The following is a 24,071-nucleotide window of genomic DNA, read 5'->3' on the forward strand; positions in this document are numbered from 1 at the left end:
AATGTTTGATAGCAGTTCTCACAAAGATGAGGTATGTATGGTAATGGGTAATTGGAACGACACCAACTTTTAAACGAGCCAAGCTTTTTATTGATTGCCTTTTTCTTTGATTAGCGATTACCCCAAACGTCCGCGAATCTTTCTGAGACTAGGCTATATTTAATTATTATTTTTATTAAGCTAAAGTTTTTAGCCTGATTTTATGGATAAATGAATGAAGTAAGTATTTTTTTTCATATTATAAATCAAAATATGTCTAATTTATTGATTAAAAATAATGGTGCGAACAAGACTGTATCTTACCCACACCCAGAACCAAACGGTATTAGTTTTAATCTAGCTTTTGATGACATTCTTCGTCTATTTTGTGCTGAAGTTCTTCCTTCAACTGCTCGACTGCACGCAGAGTTTGAGCATTTTCTTGTTTGTGCTGGCTCAGGGCTTTTTCCGTTACCTCACCGAGCAATTTTTCCCTGGATTTTGGTAGCGTGACCTGAGAGTCGCTGACTGTCGGGGTCGCGTTTTCTTCAATATTCATTAGTCTTCACCCTATTTGTTTGCAAAATTTATTTTCAACGAGGTTACTAAAAATTGATTAACCTTAAATCAATCGTAAGGGAAATCACAGAGTGTTTCCTCTGCCTGAAGGGATAGAGGGGGGTGGTAAAAGTGTATGACTTTGTGATTGAGGGCACTATACTAAGAGAAATTACGGAGAGTTGAATCTGCCTGAAGCGAGATCGGCACAGGGGAATAGTAGGTGAGTGGGTGAAATTACTTGGTGACTGGCACGCTGCTATCTGGTAAATGAGTTGGGGAAATGAGAGGGAGCGAGGAGAGCGTCACAGAGCGCTCGACGGGGAGAATTTTTTATAGGGTACGATCGCATATAGCAGTTCTCACTCATATGAGGTATTGGCCTGCTCGCTCTCTCAATCCCTCAATCCCCCAATCTAAAATCTAAAATCTAAAATCTAAAATCTAAACCTGTACCTCATATGAGTGAGAAAGGGTATAAGTGGGTGCTGCGGTTTGTTGAGTGAGGCTGTTTAGACATCGGTAAAAGCTCAACAGAGAAATGGGCGACAGGTTAGTGGAGAATTAAGTCAATGCAGGGAGGTTTGACGGTAAAAATCAACAGGAGGCAGCAATTCTCAAGTTTTGTGGCGATCGGCTTAAATAATCTGCTAAACCAGAGTTAACCTCCGGGCTAGACTCCCGCAGGATTGAACTAAAATTTCAGTTATTAGTAAAAAGTATCTAAAACCGTATGGGAGCAAAGATCAGTCACCCCCTCGAAGCAGCCGGCCCAACTCGTGAGCCGATCAAAATAGGCGTGTTGCATTCGCTGACGGGCACGATGTCCATCAGCGAAATTTCTGTTAAAGATGCGACGCTGTTGGCTGTAGAGGAAATTAATGCTGCGGGAGGGGTACTCGGACGCCCACTAAAAGCGGTGATAGAAGATGGAGCCAGCGATTTGCAGACTTTTGCTCAAAAAGCTAAGCAATTGCTCCTAGAATCTCAAGTGGCAGTGGTATTTGGCTGTTGGACTTCGGCGAGCCGCAAGGCTGTACTGCCGGCTTTTGAGATCAGCAACGGGTTGCTGTTTTATCCGGTGCAGTATGAAGGGCTAGAACAGTGTCCCAATATTTTTTATACTGGTGCCGCCCCGAACCAACAGATTGTACCTGGGGTGAATTACTTGCTGGCTCAGGGGAAGCGCAAAATTTTCCTTTTGGGTTCGGATTATATCTTTCCCCGCACGGCAAATAGGATTGTGAAAGCTCAACTGGCGGCACTCGGTGGAGAGTTGGCGGGGGAAGTGTATCTGCCGCTGGGTTCGATGGACGTGGACGAGGCGATCGCACATATTTTAGCAGTGAAACCGGATGCGATTCTCAACACTCTTAACGGCGACAGCAATGTGGCTTTTTTCCTTCACCTGCGGGAAGCTGGCTTGAAACCAGAGGATTTGCCGGTGATGTCGGTTAGCGTAGCAGAAGAGGAAGTGCGCGCGATCGGGCCGTCCAACATTGCCGGACATCTGGTGGTTTGGAACTATTTTCAAACGGTGGATACACCAGAAAATCGGAAATTTGTCAAGGCTTATCAAGCTAAATACGGGGAAAATCGAGTCACGGATGACCCGATCGAAGCGGCTTATTTGGGCGTTTATCTGTGGAAGCAAGCTGTAGAAAAAGCTGGTTCGATAGATGCGGTTAAAGTTAGGGCGGCTGCTAAAAATATTGAGTTTGCAGCGCCTTCGGGCATCGTAAAAATAGATGCCCAAACGCAGCATACCTGGAAAACAGTGCGGATTGGTAAGGTGCGATCGGACGGTCAAATTGATGAGATTTGGAATTCCGGCGCGCCCGTGCAGCCAGATCCTTTTCTCAAAAGCTACCCTTGGGCGGCGGCACTGACTCCGAAGCAGATTTCTCTGGGAAGTGGGGCTTCTTTGATGGGACTGTTTGTCATCTTGGTACTGATTGCTTGGATGGCAGCAGGCGTCGGGTGGATGGCTGCTGGGGAGATGAAAAACTATGTGCTGGCAATACAGGCAGCCTCAGCCGCGGGGGGGACTCCGGAGGCGGCAATCGCGGCTCTGGTAGATCGAACTCTATTGGTGGCGAGCCGCACTCAAAATTGGCTGATCGGGGCTTTTGTTTTGAGTTCGATCGCGGGAATAGTAGCTTGTGTGTCGGTATCGGCAATTATTCGCAATCTCGGCTTGCTCCGGAAAACTGCCCAACAGATGGCGAGCGGTGATTTGACGGCTCGATCGCCTGTGATGTCAAATGACGCGATCGGGGTGCTATCTTCTACTCTCAATACAATGGCTCAGCAAATTAGCAGTTTGCTCAAAGGTTTGGAAGTGCGACAACGACAGCTAGAAGAGCGATCGCGCGAATTGGAAGTTGCTAAGAACGCTGCGGAAGCTGCCAACCGGGCGAAAAGCACTTTTTTGGCAAATATGACTCACGAGTTGCGGACGCCCCTAAATGCGATTATCGGCTACAGCGAGCTGCTGCAAGAAGAGGCGATCGAACTCGGCGAAGAAGAGTTTGTGATGGATTTGGCAAGCATTAATATGGCCGGCAAGCAGTTGCTGAACATTATTAGTGACATCCTGGATATTTCTAAAATTGAAGCAGGAAAGATGACTCTTTTCCTGGAGACTGTCGATGTGTTGAATTTGGTCGCTCAGGTTGTGACTACAGTTCAACCGCTGCTCGGAAAAAATGGCAACACTTTGAGTGTCAATTGCGATCGCGATATCGGCACTATTTACGCTGATTCCTCGAAGCTGCGGCAAGGGCTGTTGAATTTAGTGAGCAATGCTGCTAAGTTTACCGATAGAGGCAAAATTACGATTAATGTTTGGAAGGAAGAAGGGGAAGTTTTGCTGGTGGGAAATGCCGAGGAAATTGCGGCAACTCCCCCTGGGCGCGAAAATGCTGCGATCGTTTTCCAAGTCACCGATACGGGTATCGGAATGACAGACGATCAGGTGTCGAGACTGTTCGGAGCTTTCGCGCAAGCGGACGATTCCACCACCCGCAAGTACGGGGGCACGGGTTTGGGGCTGACAATTAGCCGGAAGTTTTGCCAGATGATGGCCGGGGATATTAAGGTTGAGAGCGAGTTTGAATGCGGTTCTACTTTTACGATCCGCTTACCGATGATGATGAAAAGGGAAAAAGGAGCCAAGGGCGATCGAGTAGCGGAAGAATCAGTCAATTCTTCCTCGAGCTTAGATACCAGTATAGTCCCGGCAACAGCAAAGAATCTCGTGGAAGTGCGATCGTCGAAACCGCTGGAACTTCCCGATGCTGCTACTGTGCTGGTGATTGACGACGATCCGGACTCGCGGGATTTGATCGGCCGCTGTTTGTCGAAAGAAGGATTTCGGGTGATCTCCTCGGCTAGCGGTGAAGCGGGATTGGAGTTGGCTAAAGAGATGCTCCCGGATGCAATTACTCTGGACGTGATGATGCCAAGCATGGACGGCTGGGCGGTGCTTTCTGCTTTGAAAGCCGATCCGGATTTAGCTAATATTCCGGTCATTATGTTGACTTTTTTGGACGACAAAAATCAGGGTTTGGAATTGGGGGCGGCGGAGTATTTGAGAAAGCCTTTGGATTACAAGCACTTTGCTGATTTACTAAGTAAATATCAGCGTCCGTGACAGTTGATAGTTGACCTGGGACAGTTGACAACAGTTGACCTGGGACAGTTGATAGTTGACCTGGGACAGTTGACAACAGTTGACAGTTGACCTGGGACAGTTGACAGTTGACCTGGGACAGTTGACAGTTGACCTGGGACAGTTGACAGTTGACCTGGGACAGTAATCATTAGTCATTAGTCATTAGTCATTAGTCATTAGTCAATTAGGATCACTATAATAATATGTGAAAAATAGGGATTCAAGATATGATGGATAGAACTGCTTTGCTCGCTAGAATTACTCAAACACCTGGTAAATGTGGTGGACGCCCCTGTATTCGTGGCATGAGAATTCGCTTTCTTCGACATTTTAGAAACTCTAGCAGACAATATAACCCCTAGCGAGATTCTGGCTGACTTTCCTGATTTGGAACCCGAAGACATTCAAGCGTGTCTGCTTTTTGCATCTCTCAGCATTGATTTTCCCAGGATAGCAGTATGATTTTCTGGTTAAATGCTCAATTGCCTCCTAGTTTGGCGACATGGTTAACCGAAACATTCGGTGTCAGTGCTGTTACATTGCAAGAGCTTGGGTTACGGGATGCTCAGGATCTTGAGATATTTAATGCAGCTCGTGCCAACGGATCGGACACAGTTATCATAACTAAGGATAGGGATTTTGTTGATTTAGTAATTCGCCTTGGCAACCCGCCTCAAATTCTTTGGTTAACCTGTGGCAACATTACAAATCAAGATTTGCAGCGCATTTTTACCAGAAAGAATTAGTTTAAAGCCTCTTCCTGATCGGGAGAAATTAAAAGAAAACTATTCATTACTCCAATCCTCTTCCTTTTAGGTAGAGATCGCACTCATCTGTCAACTGTCAACTGTCAACTGTCAACTGTCAACTGAATGAATCGTGCTTTTCCTGACGCACTTGAGTTATTTAAAAATGGCGAAAATATTGTTGAAATTGGGAATATTAAATAAATTTATTTCGAGTATTCAAAATTGTAAATTTGTTCTTCATTAACTTCTTTAGAAATGTGTTATTAGTCATTGGCTAACAGTGAAAAACTAATGACTAATGACCAATGACTAATGACCTGTTTGACCAATGACTAATTAATCTAAAAATCCCATTAAGGTTGAGCTATCGTCAATCTCGTTGGAAGCAATTGGTCGGTTGCCTCCCATTGTGGAGTAAACTTCATCGATATGCAGAGTGCTCATGGCAATAGGGCGCGCACCGGACATACTGAACATTTCGCTGACTTGCATGGCGCTGGAGCCGATCGGGCGTCTGCCGAGTGTAGCCACCACTTCAAAGTCGCTGGCTTCGATGGGGCGATTGCCTACAGTGCCGTAGGTTTCGCTGAGGTGCAGGGTGCTAGCGCCGATCGGGCGATTCCCCGAGATCGAGACTGTCTCGCTAATGGTAAAATCGTTTGGGCCGACGGGGCGGTTGTCATGGAGCAGTTGCGGCTTGTAGAGTTGGATTCCCGCTGATTTGGCTTCGCTGGCGGGTGGTAGGGCCTTGGTAGTGCCTTTGCTGCCGCGGGCGCTCGCTTTGACTTTATCTTTGGGTGTGAGAGCCATATTTTTTATTCCTTGCTGATTGCTGGGTTCGGACAACTGCTTTTCTGGGCTTTCTGCTTTCTATTGCGGTCGATAATTAAAATAATATTATAAAGTTTAACTTTTTTGTTAACAAGATTGCAGAATCTCTACATTTTTGTTAAAATTTATCGGTAATAGCGACATTTTCCTATGGTAACTGCGGCAGCATCTTTTCAATTGCAAGCGCCCTTCCAGGCCACGGGCGACCAACCGCTAGCGATCGCCCAACTCGTCAAAGGCATCGCAGCGGGCGATCGATTTCAAACGTTACTCGGCGCCACAGGCACGGGCAAAACCTTCACCATTGCCTCGGCGATCGAAAAAATTGGTAGACCAACCTTAGTCTTAGCACACAACAAAACCTTGGCTGCTCAACTGTGCAACGAACTGCGTAATTTTTTCCCCAACAATGCAGTCGAATACTTTGTCAGTTATTACGACTACTACCAGCCGGAAGCATACATCGCCGTCAGCGATACTTTCATTGAAAAAACCGCAGCAATTAACGACGAGATTGATATGCTGCGACACTCCGCCACGCGATCGCTCTTTGAACGCCGCGACGTAATTGTCGTAGCATCAATTAGCTGCATCTACGGTTTGGGAATGCCCGCAGAATACCTGAAAGCTGCGATTCCTTTGCAAGTAGGAATGCAAGTCAACCAGCGGCAAGTTTTGCGAGATTTAGTCAACGTCCAATACAGCCGCAACGACATAGATTTAGGCAGAGGCAAATTTCGCGTCAAAGGCGACGTTGTAGAAATTGGCCCCGCCTACGAAGATCGAATTATTCGCGTCGAATTCTTCGGCGACGAAATCGATGCCATTCGCTACGTTGACCCCGTAACAGGTAAAATCCTGGCAAGTACAACGGCTTTAAATATTTATCCAGCGCGCCACTTTGTAACCGCCGATGATAAACTAGAGGCAGCTTGCCAAGGCATAGAACTTGAATTAGAAGACCGACTGGTAGAATTTGAAAAAGAAGGCAAACTATTAGAAGCGCAGCGAATAGAACAGCGCACTCGCTACGATTTGGAAATGCTGCGCGAGGTGGGATACTGCAACGGAGTTGAGAATTATTCGCGGCATTTAGCAGGCAGAAATGCGGGAGAACCGCCGGAATGTTTGATTGATTATTTCCCGAAAGATTGGATGTTGGTAATAGATGAATCCCACGTCACAGTGCCGCAAATTCGGGGAATGTACAACGGCGACCAAGCGCGGAAAAAAGTATTGATCGAGCATGGTTTTCGCTTGCCAAGTGCTGCCGATAACCGTCCGTTAAAAGCAGAGGAATTCTGGGGAAGAGAGAATCAGTGCATCTTTGTTTCTGCGACTCCTGGGAATTGGGAAATGGAAATTTCGGAAGGGAGAGTTGCCGAGCAAGTAATTCGCCCTACGGGAGTAGTCGATCCGACAATCTTTGTTCGCCCGACGGAAGGACAAATTGACGATTTGTTGGGGGAAATCAAGCAGAGAGTCACTCGGGACGAGCGAGTTTTGGTGACGACTTTGACGAAGCGAATGGCGGAAGATTTAACTGAATATTTGCAGGAAAGGGCGATTAGAGTCCGGTATTTGCACTCGGAAATTCAGTCAATTCAACGGATTGAAATTATCCAAGATTTGCAGGATGGTAAGTTTGATGTGTTGATTGGCGTTAACTTGCTGCGGGAAGGTTTAGATTTGCCGGAAGTTTCGCTGGTGGTGATTTTGGATGCGGATAAAGAGGGGTTTTTGCGATCGGAACGTTCTTTGATTCAAACGATTGGGCGGGCGGCGCGTCACGTGCAGGGACAGGCTATTTTGTACGCCGATAATTTGACTGACAGTATGGTTAAGGCGATCGACGAAACCGATCGCCGCCGGGGGATTCAGCTAGCGTACAATAAGATGCACGGGATTACGCCGCAGCCGATCGCGAAAAAGCGATCGACTAACGCGATTCTGGCGTTTCTGGATGTGTCGCGCAAGCTGAACTCGCAGCAGTTGGAGGAGGTTTACGAACAGGTAAACGAGTTATCTTTAGACGAGATTCCTCAGTTAATCGGGCGCTTGGAGACGCAGATGAAGGCGGCGGCGAAGAAGTTGGAGTTTGAGGAGGCTGGTAAGTTGCGCGATCGAATTAAGCATCTGCGCGATAAGCTGTTAGGTCATTAAGCTTGTTGTCACAGAATTGAGGGGAGTTTTTAACCGCAGATGCACGCAGATAAACGCTGATGAATTGCAGAAGTTTGGGAATTTGTTCATCGGCGTGCATCTGCGGTTTGAATACTCTATGACGATTTGGGAGACAGCAATGAGTAAATTTCAGTTATTCGATGCAGTGAGTTTAACCGAACCTATCACCCTCACGGATGGGGGAATTGCGCCGCCAGAAACAGCCGGCGCAATTGTTGAGATATTCAAAAACGGTGAAGCATATTTAGTCGAGTTATTTGGCGGATGGGTGAAAGCGGAAGTTGGCGGAGATTTTGTGACTGCAACTCAGGATGAACCAGAATCATTTATGGAAACTATCGGCGTTGAGACGGTTTATCCGCATCAGTTGCAATTAGTGAAATCTGCCCGCAAAATTACGGGAGTTCGAGAACAGTTAATGTCTGTGTTAGATAATTTATCTGATGAATTAGTGGCAGAAGTCCGGGACTTTGCTGAGTTTTTGGAGCAAAAACAAGCAAAATCATTAAACTCGGCGGTTGAAACCGCGTCTACACAAGCAAAACCCGCCTCCGCGGGTTGAAGAATGGGCGGAGATTGTACGATCGCATTCAGCATCTGCGCGATAAGCTGTTAAGTAGTTAAGGAATAATTGAAAAATTGAATAGAGCTTTTAGTCCATTGGCGATCGGCTGATACTCTTCGGGGGTTAAACTGCCAAGATAGCGCGATACTCGTCGCATATCTACAGCGCGTATTTGATCCAGCAACAATGTCGAGTCGGAAATTAGATTTCCCACTCCTGCCGGAAGACTTGGGTATAAAATGGGATTTTGTGCAGTCCAATTTCCTGATTGTCTGGTGATTGGCACAACAATTACCAGCGGAAACCGTATTGTACCTGTTTGACTTGGCATTCCGACGACTAAAGCAGGACGTTTTCCTTGCTGTTCGTGAAATGGAGGTATTTGAGGGGCGAAATCAACCAGTACAATATCCCGGAGGGTTAATAATATATCAGTCACTGGATTTTTCTACCCTTCTTCTTCGGTAATAACGCAACCTACCCCAGACACATAGCGCACGGGTTTGCCGAGTGTCATGGGGTTTACATCTCCCCAATCGTAGGGGGGAATTTCACTTTCTAGGTAAAGTTCGCGCCAAGCTGAGTTTTCCAACTCTTCGTCAGAAATATCAGGGAAAAGTATCAGCACTTCTGAGATACCGACAGGAAAACCATTTAGTTGGCTCAAACCATCGATTACGGTAGCTAGGAGGGATAAGTCTATCTGGCGCAGATTTTCGGGTTTTTCTATGAGTTGGTAGATGGTTTGAGGATTTACTGTTTCGGGGATGACTTCTACCAAGCTGTCAGGCGTGAAACCTCGACTCTTTAGATATTCAGCTAGTTCTAAACGAATTGTACTCATAGGTTTGGTGAGTAAAAAATTTTAGGCTAAAGTGCGATCGCCCTTTACCATTGTCCTATTTTTGGGATGGAAGGGCGATCGCCCTTTTGATGAATTTACCTACATCCCTGTTTAATATTCCTCGTCAAAAGAGTCTTCAATTGAAAGACCATCTTGCGAATAGGGATTTGCTAATTGTCGCAATTCAAGGTTCTCATCTTTCAATAAATCTACCTCTTGTCGTAATTCAAGGTTTTCATCTTGTAAGTTATCTCGCTCTTGTTGCAGTTCTAGTTTTTCATAGCTAATTTGTTGCTTCTCAATTTGAAGCAATTCGATAAGCGTGTCTTTGGCTTCCATCTTTTCAAGCAAAATGCGGTACAAGTTTGCTTGAGTAGAGAGTGCTATTTCAAGTTGCTCAATGAGTTGTCTGTTTTCAGAAATTTGGATGTTAGCCATTAGCTTCTTTGACTAATTGTTGGGTGGATTGATACCAGGAATTACAACAAGTAGATGAGATACAGCTAAGCCAGCCAGTAAACTGACTGACTGCTGTCTGGGCTATTTGGTTCTTAGGTAGTTTCCTGCTTGGGAGAGTGCCGATCTATCCACTTACGAATCTCGTCATTAGCCATACCTTTGAAGTACGGTCTGTCTTTTATACCTTGACGCTTGGCTAGGCTCAAGGCGATAGCAACCAGCCGAATATCTTGCTGTGTCTGCCTTTGACTATCTTGATGAAGCTGATAAACCAGATAAGCTAGCTCCAAACCACGAGGATGCTTGGACAGCTTGTCTAGTAGCGAAAGCGGATTTTGTGTTACCATGTTTGTAAATGTCTAAAGAACAAGAGAATCTTTAAAGTGACCTGATGCACACCAGCGCAGCCACTGTAAGATTCGATTTTACGAAAAATAGAAAATTAGAGCGTCCTCACGACCTGCAAGTCTGGGGGCGTTTTGTTTTCTATTTTAAAACTGTAACACCTTTGATCTGAATTGGCAAGATTACGTGCAGGAGTCTATAGCAAAAATAAATGCATGACCGCAAGTGTAATACCTTATCAAGGAAATACCTTTTAGATACTTAAAAAAATAACTATAAATACATAACCTAACTTACGCATCAAGTGCATATTAGATAGACATCAAGTGCATATGTTAACATATGCACTTGATGCACATTTGACTCATGCACATAAAACATATGTCGAGCGAAAAAAATCCCCAAGATGACGGGGAAGACTGGGATGAGTTGCTAACAGAGAAGATTTTTTTGGGGGATGACTTGCCTAAACAGCCCCCCCAGCCCACGGATAAGAATCCCAAAAATGACTCACCCCTGCCGCTTGTCCATTCAGACCTGGACGAGTACGGTCTAGACCCCTACGAGTTCCGGCTCTATGCCCATGTGGTTCGCAGGACAGGAGGAAAACTCCACGGTGAGTGTTTTGCTAAACTGAAGAAAACAGCAGAAATCTGTCATATGAGCGTCAGAAAAGCCCAATATGCCCTCAAAACTCTATGTGATGCGGGTTTAATACTGAAGGAACAGCGTAGGGGACGTACTGACGTGTACAGACTAACTCCCAAAAGCAACTGGAAGCCAAAAGAAGAACTCAAGCAGATTCGACAGAAAGCCAAAGAGTCTAAAGTTGAGGACTCAGAAGAAGAGTAAAATGCAAACAAGCTAAACCGTGGTACGGGCGTCCCGCCCGTACATCATCTGCGGTTAAAATATTCGTAAGATAAATATTAAGAGTTAGGTGCGATCGCCCAAAACACTTTACTAAGTTAAATATAAAATTTATATATAAATGGCTAAAAGATAAATTAAGAGTTAGGTGCGATCGCCCAAAAAACCCAAAAAACCAACTAATTGCTCAATATCACAGCATCGATATTGCCAGAAAAAGCCGGACTAATAAACTCCTCCTTCTCCTGGGCTGTGATGAAACCCTTGCCTACTGCTAGCTGCATGACTTCACTCAAAAATCCTCTCAGCGCATCTAATACTTGAGCGCGAGCGCACTCAAACTGCTTTTCCCAGTATGAAGATCCAAACTTGATCAAAGTGCAGTTAATTTTATTGCCAGCGGGTACTAATTTGATAGTTATGCAGCAACTTTCAGCAAACGTAATTTCGATTTTTTTACCTTCCGATAGCTCGGCAATTTGTAATGGTAGTTTATCCCAAATCAAACAGATGTCCGGCTCCAAACAAACTTGGATTTTTTCTTCTCCTATTTTCCATAAAACCAGATGATTGTATTCAAAAAAGAAACGCCTTAATCCCATTTCAAAGTCGGAAAATTCCCCCAATGGATCTTCGGGAGGTTCAGCGTAGATATCAAAATTGAATTTTTCTAATCCGATCTCAAGTTTATAAGTATTATTCATTGCCATTACTCCCCTGCAATCGCGATAAAGTGCGACTATTTACTACCGGATAACCGGAATTAAGCGTTCCGTCAACATCCCTTTGAACAAAAGCGCGAGAGACGTTTTCAGTAATCGTTCCGTCTGGATGATAAACTCTACCAATAGGACGCTGAAAATCAATGATGTACTTACCTGAATATTTTGGTACTAATTGCTCAGCCACGATCCAGTCCTCTGCATTTAGCCATTGTCCTTGGTCATCGTTAGTGCTTGCTGCTCTGCCGATAAATCTGTTGGCTTTACGTTTAGGCCCGTGATAACTCTCTATATGATCGTAAGCTTTCATTGATTTAGGATTGTTCCACTGCGGTTCGGTTCCGCTACCTGTCCATGCACAACCGCTGCCAACTTCTCTACTTGAATCTATTATATACTGTTGGACAATTTCTGCCACTTCTCTATATTTTTGATTTGTACAACAGATATGATATCAAACAAGTGGTAAGCTGGGTTTCGCTTCCTCAACCCAACCTACTAATCAGGATTACGGCGTGGGATTTGGATACTTAGCGTGCACCGAATTGATTTCTGCTACGAGCTCTCGATCCAGCGTCACCTCCAAACTGCTGAGATTTTCCTCCAGTTGGGCGATCGATGTTGCACCGATAATTGTGCTAGTTACAAACCAGCGCGATCGCACATAAGCCAAAGCCATCTGCGCCGGACTCAACCCGTGTTTTTGAGCAATCTCAACATAGGCTTTCACCGCATCATTCAAATTAGTTTTGTCATAACGTTGACCAAATCCTGCGAATAAAGCCAGTCGCGAATTTTCGGGAATTTCCTGCAAGTATTTGCCCGTTAAAATTCCGAAGCCCAAAGGACTGTAAGCCATCAATCCCACATTTTTAAAGCGGCAAGTTTCTGCCAAATTCATCTGAAAAGTCCGATTACTTAAACTGAAAGCATTCTGAATCGAAATAACTTTCGGCAAACCGTGTTTTTCGGCTAATTCGCAAAACTCGCAAACTCCCCACGGCGTCTCATTGCTCAAACCCAAATAGCGGATTTTACCAGATTTAATCAAGTCAGCAAATACCTCTAATTGTTCTAAAATTGGTACAGTTTCGTGTTCTTGGGCGATGTCGTAGTCCGGCGCCCCAAATAGCGGTACATAGCGATCCGGCCAGTGGATCTGATATAAGTCGATGTAGTCAGTTTGCAGGCGCTTCAGGCTGTCGTTGAGGGCTTTTTCGACATTTGGGCGATCGATCTGATTTTTCCCTTCCCGAATCCACTTTAATCGAGTGCTTCTCCCCGCCACTTTAGTCGCTATAATGACTTTAGCCCGCTGCTGTTTCACCAACCATTCGCCGATATATTCCTCGGTTTTGCCCTGAGTTTCCGGTTTTCCCGGCACCGGATACATCTCTGCGGTATCAATAAAGTTGATTCCTCTATCAATAGCCAAATCGAGCTGTTGAGCCGCTTCTGCAACAGTATTCTGCTGGCCGTAAGTCATAGTACCCAAACAGATTTCCGATACTAATAAGTCGCTGTCACCGAGTTTTCTGTATTCCATGATTTCAATGGCCGGATAAATATCAGATTCTATTTTACCGAAAAACTTTCATTAATTTAAAGGAGCGCCAAAAAACCTCCCTCTTTTCCTCTGCGCCCTCTGCGCCCTCTGCGGTTAAAACATCTTCAAATATATGCAGATTTAAGTGTTAAAATAAATAATTCCTCTCCCTCCGATGTATGAGTAGTTGCCCGCCAAAAGTTCCGTTTGTAAACCTTTCCCTGCAACATCAACCAATCGAATCTGAAATAGCAGAAACACTTGGCAAAATCATCCAAGATGGAGACTTTATTTTAGGTCAAGCACTCAGAGAATTTGAAACAGCATTTGCAGCAGCTTCAGGAGTAAAATACGGCGTAGGAGTGGCTTGCGGAACAGATGCGATCGCCCTCGGGCTCCAAGCTTGCGGCATCAATCGGGGCGACGAAATTATTCTACCAGCAAACACATTTATCGCGACGATCATCGCCGTCCTCCAAGCCAAAGCAGTACCTATTCTGGTAGATTGCGACCCGGAAACCGCCCTGATTGACCTCACAGCAGCCGAAACAGCAATAACCTCGAAAACTAAAGCAATTATCCCCGTACATCTCTACGGTCAAATGGTATCGCCTAGGCGAGTTTTAGATTTGGCGAACCGCCATGATTTAATCGTATTTGAAGACGCCGCCCAAGCGCACTTAGCCGAAAGAGAAGGATACCGCGCGGGTTCCTTTGGGAAAGCAGCAGCATTCAGCTTTTATCCCAGCAAAAACCTCGGCTGTTTTGGCGACGGCGGGATGTTAATTACTAACGATGCAAAACTCGCAGAAAAAATGCGAACTCTCCGCAATTACGGAGCACCCAGCAAATATTTGCACACAGAAATGGGTACTAACAGCCGCCTCGACAATTTGCAAGCCGCTGTGCTGAATGTGAAATTGCCTTACTTAGAAAAATGGAATCGCGATCGCACCGAGGCCGCCCTACACTACAATACCCTACTAGAACCGCTGAAGCACCAAGGCATTGTACCGATCGCCAACCACAGCGGCAGCGGTCACATTTATCACCTCTACGTCATCCAGATTACTGAGAAAAGTGCGATCGCCCGCAACCAGCTTCAAGAAAAACTCGCCCAACAGGGAATTCAAACAGGCATCCACTATCCCGTACCTTGCCACCTGCAACCAGCCTACCAAAACTTAGGCAATCCGGGCGACTTCCCCCACACAGAAACCCTGTGCGAACAGATTTTATCATTGCCAATGTATCCCGGATTGAGCAATACTCAGATCGAGCAGGTTGTAGGGGCGATCGAGCGATCGTTGAATTGCTAATTGTTCATAAAAGTTATGCTGAGGGTGTTTCGAGCAGTAGGGTGCATTACTCAAAACCTGGGACTAGCGTAGGGAATTAACAAATCTTTAACTCACAGTTCAAAATCGCTTTCGCGTTGCGAATCCAGCGCGGCCATCTCAAAACTTTTCAAACCATGCACATCCAGCGCAGAATTCGCATTGTTCTCAAGCGATACCTCTTGGGTGAAGGTATCGCGGTACTCCTAGTGCTGCTGTACGCCCCCCTGGTAGTACACTGGTACGACGGCTGGTTCAACAAAAACATCAGCATCGAACACGAATATTTCAGCCACGGAATAATTGGTTTGCCCTACGCAGCTTATATTGCACGGACGAACCGAAATAGCTGGCTGCGCTTGCCGAACTCCCAGCATTTTTTAGGAACCTTTTTGCTGGTACTAGCGACGCTTTTTTATCTGAGTCGCTTGAGCGATTTAGTAAATTTCTCCCTAGTAGTAATGCTAGCTGGCATTTGCTTGTCTTTAAAAGGAATCAGCGGCTTAAAATTGCAGGTAATGCCACTTTTATTCGTATTTTTGGCTTCGCCAAACCACATTCCTTACCTGATAGAACCCTATGCCTTGCCTTTGCAGCACTTCATTGCTGAAACATCAGGCTTGATATTAATTAAGATTGGTCTCAACGTCAGAGTGGAAGAAATTTATCTCTACGTAAACGATCGCATTGTAGAAGTTGCTCCCCACTGTGCAGGCTTAAAAATGCTATTTACAAGTGTTTACGTCAGCTTAATTTTGCTAGATTGGACGGGAGTTTGGATGTCCCGCAAAAGAAGCACTTTGTTTTTAGCCGCTACATCTATTATTAGCATCAGTTCTAACATTTTCCGCAACACTTTGCTAACTTACTTTCACGGAACCGAGAGAGAGACGCTGTTTAATTGGCTGCACGCCGGATGGGGCGGAGACTTGTACTCTGCTTGTATACTAGGCTTGTTGGTACTTCTGATCAACGGGATAGAAAAGTATTTGCCAAGCCAGTCTGCGAATTAATGAAACAAATGATTTGGGCACAGAAACTACTGCGGCAGTACCAATCTAAAATTGTGGTACTGGTGTTTTTGCTGGTACTGGTTGCAGCAGTAGCAATTCCCGGCTACGCGACGGGAAGGTGGCCTTGGACAAACCCGCCAACAATTGCCAACCTGCGCCAATTGAAAAGTTTGCGCCAAAACGGGATAGCACTTCCCGGCTGGCAGCTCATTCGCCTCCAGAATAGCGTCCAAATTGGCGGGCACAGGTGGTTAGTTGAAGAAATTAAAAATCATCAAACAATCGCCATTTTATTGCTGTTACCTCAAAATGGCGCCAAAAACCAGCCCCAGATAGAATGGCTCGACATCGATGGATTTCACCGATGGCAAACAGATTCTCACCGCAGTTTGAGATTTACAGTTAAATTAGCGTCAATACCGCAGCAGCAGCAGCCTACCGTCGAGGCCCGGTTTTTCCGAAGCTGGACTCCCCAACAAACTTTTGCCGTCATGCAGTGGTACGCTTGGCCTAACGGGGGTTCTCCAGCCACCAGCCGCTGGTTTTGGGAAGACAGTATTGCGAGGCTGTCGAACCGCCGCGCCTCTTGGGTTGCTGTAAGTATCATCGTTCCCATTCAACCAGGCAGCGATATTAAGCTAGTTGAACCGCTGCTGGAATCTCTCGCTCAGACTGTTCAGACTCAATTAAGCGCAGAAATTTTTCGGGTGGAGTAGATTTTTTACGAGAGTTAACTGCGAATACAGTTAAATGTTTTGAGCATTTGACGAAAAAGTTAAAAATGTTTTTTATAAGTGCTATAGTGCGAAAGTTAGAAAGCGCTAATATCTAGCGGTTATCAATTTTAGTAAAGTACGCGGGCGAGCTTTTAACCGCCAATTATCGAGCATTTATCGCGTTACACCATTCGGTATCTAGATAAAAATTATTTAATATCGAGAGTAAAGATTTTCTGTTGAGACTGGCCCAGATGAAACTTAAAAATCAGTGCATCGCTCAAAATTTTACCCTTTTTGATCCCCTCAAAATCGGGGTAACATCCCGAATTAAAAATCGCGTTGCTTTTGCCTTAGCAGGTGTGCACTCAACTGCTTGGACTCTATCTTTTGCTGCGGTATTCTCCGGCTTGAACGATCAAGTTTTTGTGCAAACGGCTGTAGCCCAATCTGCTGTTCTTACTTCCCAGCGGTTGGTACCGCCACCACCGCCACCGCCGCCGAGACTCCCAGTACCTGCGCCCTCGCCGCGCTCCAACTTTAACCGGGACATTAACCCAGCTTTTCGGAACCGACCCTATCGCCTGGGCCCGGGAGACCAGATTGCTATTCAAGTTCAGCGGTTCCCAGAGCTCAGTTTTACGGGTGCCATCAGCCCTGAAGGAATAATTGTACTGCCGCTGATTGGCACAGTAAACCTGCGCGGCCTCACCGTAGAAGAATCGCAGCAGCGCCTGCGCGAGCGCTTTGGTCAATTTATCAAAAATCCTCAAGTCTCGGCTGCTTTGGTGGTTCAGCGCTCGGTAGTGGTGACGGTGACTGGGGAAGTGGCGAGACCTGGTTTTTATCCGCTGGTAACGCCGCAGCTTCCGGCGGCTCTGGCTGCTGCTTCTGGGACGACTCCGACGGCCGAACTCCGGGCGGTGCGGGTGCGGCGGACTTTGCCGGGGGGTGTGGTTGCGGAGCAAGTTGTGGATATTTTGACACCGCTGCAAACTGGTATTGCTCCGCCGGATTTGCGTTTGGAAGATGGAGATGCGATCGTTGTACCTTACAAACAAGTGACGCCCGATCGCAAGTCCGATCAAGATTTAGCATCCAGGTACAGCCTCGCTGCTGCGGCTGTCCCCGTTCAAATCACTGTCACTGGAGAAGTCACCAAACCGGGTTTTTACACGCTTCCGGCTGGTTCTGGTCGAATTTCGGCTGCTTTGGTGGTTGCCGGTGGAGTCACCGCAAAAGCCGATTTGCGGGCGGTACGAGTGCGGCGGACGCTAGTGGACGGCTCCTCGGTGGAGGAACCCATCGACCTCTACACTCCCCTAGCGAAGGCTAACGATTTGTTCGATTTTCCTTTGGCTTCGGGAGATGTGATTGTCATCCCACAATTGGACGCAAGTACCAAAAACCTAGACTACGACAAAGCTCTGGTGGCGCGGTCTACCCTGATTAAGCCCCGGATCTACGTTCGAGTTTTGAGTTACGCTAGTGGTGGTTTGACCTCGTTTTACCTAGAAAACGGCAGCAAGTTTTTGGATGCTATCAACAACTTGCCTGTCAATCTGGCTGACTTGCGGAAAATGGCTTTGATTCGGTTCGACCAAAAACAAGGTACAGCTATCAACCGCAAGATAGATGCTAAAGCTGCTTTGGAGGGCAATATTTCTCAAAACCCAATGCTGGAAGATAATGATGTGATTGTAATCGGTAGGAATCTGGTAGAGCGCGTTAGTTATGCAATCAATACTGTTACTAGACCTTTTCGCGATACTTTAGGATTTATTCTGTTCTTTGAGCAGTTAAGGAATGGCGTAACAAATCTCTTCGGGCCGACACCGAATAATAATAATAGGTAGTCAGTTGACAGTTGACAGTTGACAGTTGACAGTTGGCAGTTGGCATTTGGCATTTGACAGTTGGCAGTTGGCAGTTGGCAGTTGGCAGTTGGCAGTTGGCAGTTGACAGTTGACAGTTGGCAGTTGACAGTTGACAGTTGACTCCGAAAGCAGTTGTTAGTTGGCAGTTGGCAGTATTCAGAACTACGAATGTGCAATTGCTCGCGAGCATTATCTAACTTATTTAGTGTTTGGCAAAGCGTCTAAATGAGATTAAAAAGTGTTGTTTAGATATCCAGCATTCCCGCTCTCGTTCCTCAAACAGCCCAAGACAAATTATCTGATAATTAGTGATGATTTGTTGTTAATAGTTGGCAATTTGAAATGGTTTCATTGGTGAAAATGGGTTGTTAACAATTGGAAATCTAAAATCTAAAATCTAAAATCTAAAATCGTTATGACTTTATCCGTTGTTAAACGTTATTTAATTGCTTTTGACCAATACAAGTGGGTAGGACTGGCCACTCTGGCGGCGACTGTGGGCGTGTCGGGAGTAGTGGCCTTGCAGCCAAGTCAGGCGCCGGTTTACGTTGCTGCGGGTACGCTGGCTTACCGCAGGCCGAGCGTGATTTTTTCATCGACTACGACGAAAATTCAACAGGAAGGACAAGAAATAACTAAAGATATGCTGCTCGATAGAAGGGTGGTTGAAGCAGCAGCTAAAAAAGTTAATGTTTCTCCGAAAAAGCTGACGGACGACGTGCAGGTAAAAATGCCGACTAAGAATAATGACCCCAGTGCTTTGATTCAAGTATTGTACAAAAATGCCGATCGCAAAAAAGCAGAAGCGGTAGCAGAAGCGCTGATGAAGGAAATGGTGGCCCGCAGCCAAACTATTAATACTTCTAGACTCCGAGAAACGATCTACCAAATTAACAAGCGCTTGCCGAAAGTAACTCAGGAACTCAGACAGACGGAAGAAAAACTAGAAGCCTACGAAAAACGAGAAGGAACTTCAATTTTAGCAGCTCTGAACGGTGCGCTGCCACAAGCGATTACCGGCAACGAACAGCAGCAGCGCCAACTCCGCTTGCAGTTAGGAGGAATTGAAGCTCAAATGAAAAGCTTGCAGGATCGCTTGGGATTGAATGTAGAGCAAGCTTACGTAGCTCAAGCATTGTCTGCCGATCCAATTATTGCACAACTGCGAGTGCAACTTTTTTCGATCGAATCTCAGCTCAAAATTCTGCGCGCTGACTTGCAGGAGGAACACCCGAAAATTGTAGAATTGCTCAAACAAAAACAAGCTTTTGAGCAGCAGTTGCAGCAGCGACAATCTGAAGTGCTTGGGGGTAACGGAGTGGCGGCTCCGCTCCGAAGTGCCGATCGAATTCGGGTAGACTCTTCTTTAGACCCGGCGAGACAGCAGTTAGCTCAAAATTTGATTGCTTTACAAACGCAGCAGGATATGGTATCGCAGCAACTCAAAGGAGTCGAAAAAACCGAACAGCTATTGCGCGAGGAACACGCAAAAATCCCCAACAAGCAGCTAGAACAAGGGCGCCTGGCCCAGCAAGTGGCCCTGAAAAAAGCTCTCTACGACAAGATGCAGTCGGCTTTGGTAGATGCTGAGGCGGCGGTAGCAGAGACAACGGGGAGTTTGACAATCGCCCAACTTCCCAAAACCGATGATGTTGAGTCAAGCAGGAGAGGTTTGCCGGTGATGCTGGCGGTGGGTGGATTTGTGGGATTGCTGCTGGGCGGGGGGCTGATATTTTTGTTGGGGATGCTCAACGGCAAGTTTTACAGTTGGGAAGAAGTGCGGGCGGCTTTGGTGGAAAAAGAGGTGGCGGTACTGGGAGTTTTGCCTGAAGTAACGGCGTTTGATTCCTACGGCGACGATCGGATGCCTCTGGCTTTGGAGCCCAATTCTCCCTATTTGGAATTTTACGAGCGGTTGCGGACTAATTTACGCCGGATCGGGGACAAACCGGTGAAGGTGGTGCTGCTGACTTCCGCGACTGATTTGGAGGGGAAGAGTTTTAGCGCTTACAATTTGGCTATTGCCTCAGCTCGATCGGGCAAACGGACTTTATTAATTGAAGCAGATTTGCGATCGGCTTCCAATGTGGAATCTTTGAAAATCGCAGCAGATCCTCTGGCGGCGGTGGAACCTTTGCACTATTACGGCAATATCAGCGAGTGCGTCCATTTGGTGCCGGAGGTAGAGAACCTATACGTGGTACCGAGTCCGGGATTTTTGCGACAGGCCTCGGCGGTACTCGAATCGAGCGAAATGCGGAGATTGTTCGATGATGTTCGCAACCGCTTTGACTTTGTAGTTGTGGATTCTCCGGCTTTGAGCGAGTGCAACGACGCCCTGACTTTGGAACCGTATACGGATGGTATGATTTTGGTGGCGCGGCCTGGTTATACTCTGTCTAGTATGTTGTCTGAGGCTGCGGATCAATTGCTGCAATCGGAGGATGAGGATTCGCACAAATCCGGGCCGCGGCTGTTGGGAGCGATTATTAATGGCGCTGATATTGCGGTGAAGTTCCGCCACGATATTGATGAGCTAGAGTTGCCGCCTATGAGTGCGCTCGGCGATGGGGCCATAGAAGTGCGATCGAGGCAATTACCGCAGCAGTCTAAGCCCAAAAATAAAGCTGTAAACAGTAAATTTAACAACTAATTTAGGCTGTTAATTATAGTAAAATATTTTGAGAAAAACGGCACTATCTTGTCCGGCGCGAGGCTGTGAATTCTGATCATCTCAAATCTGATAGTATCGGAATTATGTAGTGCTGTCGAGAACTCGCGAAGTGCGTGGTGAGGACGATCGCACTAAAACGATTCATGTCCTGTTGGAGCGATTAAGTACACTCAGATTTGTTCGTAGTTTCTACGAAAGTTCGAGCTCTGGCTGCGGACTTTCGTGGGCACTACAAACCTTGAGCCGGAAGTACGAAAGTCCGCAGAATACTTTGGTCAATACCTCATGTTTTTGAGAACTGCTAGATGAAATATTTGACACTCCCGGGCCCGATCGCCAAATCCGGCAAAATCCAGCCCGGGCGATCGCCCGCCAGCTTATATCATCCGTCATTTGCCGGACATGATTGATTAAAATGTGTCGCACTACTGATTAGATTCCGATCGATTCTGCCGCTTTTTCTGGATAAACTGTTCTAAATCGGCGATCGCATCCTCAAAATCAGACAAATTAATTTTCGCAGGTTTAGCCTTCTTCGGCGGACTCGAAGGCTGACTCGCAGGCTTAGCTTGAGGTGACTGAGACTGAGGCTGTGCTGCATCAGGGTTGGAAGCTTCTATATAATCAAACAATTCATCCAGGGACTGAAAAAAAGATTGAGCCGAGGCCCGGCGTGAATCTTTCAAATCATCGTCTTCCATCATAAGCCACTCCATAGACTTCAAAACTTGCCAAGAAACTCTGTCCGCCCGCGCGTGCAGATATTAGACATCAAAACCCCAATCAGCTACAACCCTTGAGAAATTTCGCTTTTATCCGAGGCCAGATCCCCCTAAATCCCCCTTAAGAAGGGGGACTTTGAGAATAATTTTGCCGAGTCTCGATCGTCTTAAATCCCCCTACCTAATTGTTGGGGAACTTTGATCACTTCCGGTTCCCCCCTTCTTAAGGGGGGCTAGGGGGGCTCGGGGCCTATAGGATCAAACACTACACCTGCACTGCATTTGACTTGGTTGTTGACACGAATGGGCATTGTCAGCCATCAATCTGTATCTAACTTTACACCCGCCGAGTCAGTGATTTGAGACTTGGGCCACACCCAGCTCAAAATCATCCACCCTGAAAAAATCTCAGTTACTGTCTAATTAACCCTAGTCTAGTCGAGAATAAGGACACAGGACTTATGCAACTATTGCCGCTGTTCAAGGGTTGCGATCGCAATGCGCCACCTCGAAAGGACGGACATACGGTGTTTTTTGCTTGATTCCTAAGATTTCAAAGGCATTAGGAGATTTTAAGGTGACTCAAGGATTTGATTACGATTTAGCAATTATCGGCGCTGGCGTGGGCGGACATGGGGCGGCCATACACGCCGTTAGCTGCGGGCTGAAAGTGGCAATTATCGAAGCGGGCGATATGGGCGGGACTTGCGTCAACCGCGGTTGTATTCCCTCGAAGGCGCTGCTGGCGGCTTCCGGGCGGGTGCGGGATATGCGGAATGCCCATCACCTCAAGACTTTGGGTATTCAGTTGGGAAGTGTGGATTTCGATCGCGGGGCGATCGCAAATCACGCTAATACTATTGTTAGCAAACTGCGCGGCGACTTGACAAACAGCCTCAAACGTTTAAACGTCGATGTTATCCAAGGTTGGGGCAAGATTGCCGCCGCTCAAAAAATCACCATCGAAACCGATAAAGGCGAGAAAACTATTACCGCCAAGGATATTATTCTCGCTCCCGGTTCGGTTCCCTTCGTCCCCCCTGGGATAGAAATTGACGGCAAAACTGTATTTACTAGCGACGATGCTGTCAGATTGGAATCGCTACCGAAGTGGATTGCAATTATTGGCAGCGGTTATATTGGTTTGGAGTTTTCGGATATTTACACAGCCCTCGGCTGCGAAATTACGATGATTGAAGCTCTAGATCAATTGATGCCAACTTTCGATCCAGATATTGCTAAATTAGCAGAACGAGTGTTAATTGCACCCCGCGATATTGAAACAAAAGTGGGTTTGTTGGCTAAGAAAATTATTCCCGGTTCGCCTGTAATTATTGAATTAGCTGATTTCAAAACTAAGGAAGTTGTCGAAGTTTTGGAAGTTGATGCTTGTTTGGTAGCAACTGGCAGAGTTCCCGTCAGCAAGAATTTGGGTTTAGAAGTTCTGGGCGTAGAAACGATGCGCGGTTATATCCCCGTGAACGACAAGATGCAGGTTTTGGTGGCGGGAGAACCTGTGCAGAATTTGTGGGCGATCGGCGATGTTAATGGCAAGATGATGTTAGCGCATACTGCATCTGCTCAGGGAATTGCTGCTGTAGAAAATATTTGTGGCCGCAGTCGCGAAGTTGACTACTTGAGTATCCCGGCGGCAGCTTTTACTCACCCGGAAATTAGCTATGTGGGAATGAGTGAACCTGCGGCGAAGGAGTTAGGAAAAACCGAAGGGTTTGAGGTCGCTACTGTCAAGAGTTATTTTAAGGGGAATTCTAAGGCTATTGCGGAGGGTGAAACCGACGGTATGGCTAAGGTGATTTACCGCAAAGATAATGGGGAATTGTTGGGAGTTCATATTTTCGGTTTGCACGCTTCTGATTTGATTCAAGAGGCGGCAAATGCGATCGCCCAGCGCGATTCTGTGAACTCTTTAGCATTCCGAGTTCACACGCACCCGACGCTTTCGGAAGTGTTGGATGAGGCTTTCAAACGGGCGGCCGGGGCGGCGGGCGGTCATTAATTTGTAGGGGCGGTGTTGATCCAGCGTGTCAATTCAAGTCTCAACCTCTGACAAATTTCGTTTGTAGTCGAGTCTAGATCCCCCTAAATCCCCCTTAAGAAGGGGGACTTTGAATGTCTCGTCTCTCCCCGTATTTGTAGGGGCAATCCCCCGTGGTTGCCCGAATTCGGGGGGATAAAGGAGGCGTGCATCTCAATGAAGGCAAATATGTTTGTAGGGGCGAAGCATGACCGCAGTCAATATGGGATTATAACTAATAACTTATATGCGGTCATGCTTCGCCCTCTTCAAAAGTGAGATACACCCTAAAGGAGTTTATTGGAGCAACGGGAAAGTGCTAGTTTGATGTATTTGTTGGGAGCATCTCATTTTGGCGAAAACCATTTT

At 46.4% G+C, this 24,071-nt stretch carries 22 protein-coding genes and 1 pseudogene; 12 read left to right on the forward strand and 11 right to left on the reverse strand.

Annotated elements, in window-relative coordinates; all coding sequences use genetic code 11:
* Positions 1-331 precede the first annotated feature (331 nt).
* A complete protein-coding gene (locus QZW47_RS26695; RefSeq protein WP_293134202.1) occupies positions 332-538 on the reverse strand; it encodes a hypothetical protein in 207 nt (68 codons plus the stop codon).
* Between the two features lie 732 nt (positions 539-1,270).
* Between QZW47_RS26695 and urtA the strand changes: the two genes are divergently transcribed.
* The 3 genes and pseudogenes from urtA to QZW47_RS26710 all read left to right on the forward strand — a co-directional run bounded on the left by urtA (position 1,271) and on the right by QZW47_RS26710 (position 4,959).
* A complete protein-coding gene (gene urtA, locus QZW47_RS26700; RefSeq protein ID WP_293134205.1) occupies positions 1,271-4,192 on the forward strand; it encodes an urea ABC transporter substrate-binding protein in 2,922 nt (973 codons plus the stop codon).
* A 248-nt stretch (positions 4,193-4,440) separates the two neighbouring features.
* A pseudogene (locus QZW47_RS26705) lies at positions 4,441-4,675 on the forward strand (DUF433 domain-containing protein).
* The gene (locus QZW47_RS26710) at positions 4,672-4,959 is read left to right on the forward strand and encodes a DUF5615 family PIN-like protein (protein ID WP_293134208.1); all 288 of its coding nucleotides are present in this window, start codon (positions 4,672-4,674) and stop codon (positions 4,957-4,959) included. The pseudogene QZW47_RS26705 and the gene QZW47_RS26710 overlap by 4 nt, the downstream one beginning before the upstream one ends.
* A gap of 339 nt (positions 4,960-5,298) precedes the next feature.
* Here the strand turns inward: QZW47_RS26710 and QZW47_RS26715 are convergent, their stop codons facing one another.
* The gene (locus tag QZW47_RS26715) at positions 5,299-5,772 is read right to left on the reverse strand and encodes a hypothetical protein (RefSeq protein ID WP_293134211.1); all 474 of its coding nucleotides are present in this window, start codon (positions 5,770-5,772) and stop codon (positions 5,299-5,301) included.
* A gap of 171 nt (positions 5,773-5,943) precedes the next feature.
* Here QZW47_RS26715 and uvrB point away from each other — a divergent pair, with 171 nt between their 5' ends.
* Both uvrB and QZW47_RS26725 read left to right on the forward strand, forming a co-directional pair.
* Positions 5,944-7,956, forward strand: coding sequence for an excinuclease ABC subunit UvrB (gene uvrB / locus QZW47_RS26720; protein WP_293134214.1), 2,013 nt, complete (start codon positions 5,944-5,946; stop codon positions 7,954-7,956).
* A 139-nt stretch (positions 7,957-8,095) separates the two neighbouring features.
* Positions 8,096-8,539, forward strand: a complete 444-nt coding sequence (locus tag QZW47_RS26725; protein WP_293134217.1) for a DUF2281 domain-containing protein — start codon at positions 8,096-8,098, stop codon at positions 8,537-8,539.
* 58 nt (positions 8,540-8,597) lie between these two features.
* Here the strand turns inward: QZW47_RS26725 and QZW47_RS26730 are convergent, their stop codons facing one another.
* From QZW47_RS26730 to QZW47_RS26745, 4 genes are all read right to left on the reverse strand, one after another.
* On the reverse strand, positions 8,598-8,981 hold the full coding sequence (locus tag QZW47_RS26730; RefSeq protein ID WP_293134220.1) for a type II toxin-antitoxin system PemK/MazF family toxin: 384 nt from the start codon (positions 8,979-8,981) through the stop codon (positions 8,598-8,600).
* A 9-nt stretch (positions 8,982-8,990) separates the two neighbouring features.
* Positions 8,991-9,386 (reverse strand): hypothetical protein, encoded by a 396-nt coding sequence (locus QZW47_RS26735; RefSeq protein WP_293134223.1) that lies wholly within the window; start codon positions 9,384-9,386, stop codon positions 8,991-8,993.
* Between the two features lie 111 nt (positions 9,387-9,497).
* Positions 9,498-9,824 (reverse strand): hypothetical protein, encoded by a 327-nt coding sequence (locus QZW47_RS26740; RefSeq protein ID WP_293134226.1) that lies wholly within the window; start codon positions 9,822-9,824, stop codon positions 9,498-9,500.
* Between the two features lie 113 nt (positions 9,825-9,937).
* Complete coding sequence (locus QZW47_RS26745) at positions 9,938-10,192, reverse strand: hypothetical protein (protein ID WP_293134228.1); 255 nt, start codon at positions 10,190-10,192, stop codon at positions 9,938-9,940.
* A 364-nt stretch (positions 10,193-10,556) separates the two neighbouring features.
* On the opposite strand from QZW47_RS26745, the gene QZW47_RS26750 reads away from it, so the two are divergent.
* Positions 10,557-11,042 (forward strand): helix-turn-helix domain-containing protein, encoded by a 486-nt coding sequence (locus QZW47_RS26750; protein WP_293134231.1) that lies wholly within the window; start codon positions 10,557-10,559, stop codon positions 11,040-11,042.
* A 197-nt stretch (positions 11,043-11,239) separates the two neighbouring features.
* Here QZW47_RS26750 and QZW47_RS26755 read toward each other — a convergent pair whose 3' ends face one another.
* The 3 genes from QZW47_RS26755 to QZW47_RS26765 all read right to left on the reverse strand — a co-directional run bounded on the left by QZW47_RS26755 (position 11,240) and on the right by QZW47_RS26765 (position 13,328).
* Positions 11,240-11,764 (reverse strand): hypothetical protein, encoded by a 525-nt coding sequence (locus tag QZW47_RS26755; RefSeq protein ID WP_293134233.1) that lies wholly within the window; start codon positions 11,762-11,764, stop codon positions 11,240-11,242.
* Positions 11,757-12,200 carry a hypothetical protein gene (locus QZW47_RS26760; RefSeq protein WP_293134236.1) on the reverse strand — a complete coding sequence of 148 codons (444 nt, stop codon included), beginning with the start codon at positions 12,198-12,200 and terminating at the stop codon, positions 11,757-11,759. Before QZW47_RS26760 ends, QZW47_RS26755 begins: the two co-directional genes overlap by 8 nt.
* Before the next feature lie 90 nt (positions 12,201-12,290).
* Positions 12,291-13,328, reverse strand: a complete 1,038-nt coding sequence (locus QZW47_RS26765; RefSeq protein ID WP_293134239.1) for an NADP(H)-dependent aldo-keto reductase — start codon at positions 13,326-13,328, stop codon at positions 12,291-12,293.
* Positions 13,329-13,507: 179 nt separating this feature from the next.
* Between QZW47_RS26765 and QZW47_RS26770 the strand changes: the two genes are divergently transcribed.
* From QZW47_RS26770 to QZW47_RS26790, 5 genes are all read left to right on the forward strand, one after another.
* Positions 13,508-14,647: a DegT/DnrJ/EryC1/StrS aminotransferase family protein gene (locus tag QZW47_RS26770; RefSeq protein ID WP_293134242.1), complete on the forward strand. Its 1,140-nt coding sequence runs from the start codon at positions 13,508-13,510 to the stop codon at positions 14,645-14,647.
* A gap of 155 nt (positions 14,648-14,802) precedes the next feature.
* Positions 14,803-15,678, forward strand: coding sequence for a cyanoexosortase B (crtB, locus tag QZW47_RS26775; protein WP_293134245.1), 876 nt, complete (start codon positions 14,803-14,805; stop codon positions 15,676-15,678).
* Positions 15,678-16,394: a cyanoexosortase B system-associated protein gene (locus QZW47_RS26780; protein WP_293134248.1), complete on the forward strand. Its 717-nt coding sequence runs from the start codon at positions 15,678-15,680 to the stop codon at positions 16,392-16,394. The genes crtB and QZW47_RS26780 overlap by 1 nt, the downstream gene beginning before the upstream one ends.
* Before the next feature lie 254 nt (positions 16,395-16,648).
* The gene (locus QZW47_RS26785; protein ID WP_293134251.1) at positions 16,649-18,250 is read left to right on the forward strand and encodes a polysaccharide biosynthesis/export family protein; all 1,602 of its coding nucleotides are present in this window, start codon (positions 16,649-16,651) and stop codon (positions 18,248-18,250) included.
* 436 nt (positions 18,251-18,686) lie between these two features.
* Complete coding sequence (locus QZW47_RS26790) at positions 18,687-20,924, forward strand: polysaccharide biosynthesis tyrosine autokinase (protein ID WP_293134254.1); 2,238 nt, start codon at positions 18,687-18,689, stop codon at positions 20,922-20,924.
* 210 nt (positions 20,925-21,134) lie between these two features.
* On the opposite strand, the gene QZW47_RS26795 is transcribed toward QZW47_RS26790, so the two are convergent.
* Positions 21,135-21,338, reverse strand: a complete 204-nt coding sequence (locus QZW47_RS26795) for a hypothetical protein (RefSeq protein ID WP_293134257.1) — start codon at positions 21,336-21,338, stop codon at positions 21,135-21,137.
* Between the two features lie 32 nt (positions 21,339-21,370).
* Entirely contained in the window at positions 21,371-21,661 is a 291-nt protein-coding gene (locus QZW47_RS26800) for a hypothetical protein (protein ID WP_293134259.1), read from the reverse strand.
* 583 nt (positions 21,662-22,244) lie between these two features.
* On the opposite strand from QZW47_RS26800, the gene lpdA reads away from it, so the two are divergent.
* The gene (gene lpdA, locus QZW47_RS26805) at positions 22,245-23,684 is read left to right on the forward strand and encodes a dihydrolipoyl dehydrogenase (RefSeq protein WP_293134262.1); all 1,440 of its coding nucleotides are present in this window, start codon (positions 22,245-22,247) and stop codon (positions 23,682-23,684) included.
* Positions 23,685-24,071: the final 387 nt, after the last annotated feature.

The organism is Microcoleus sp. bin38.metabat.b11b12b14.051, assembly GCF_013299165.1.
In the GTDB taxonomy this organism is placed as follows: Bacteria; Cyanobacteriota; Cyanobacteriia; order Cyanobacteriales; family Microcoleaceae; genus Microcoleus.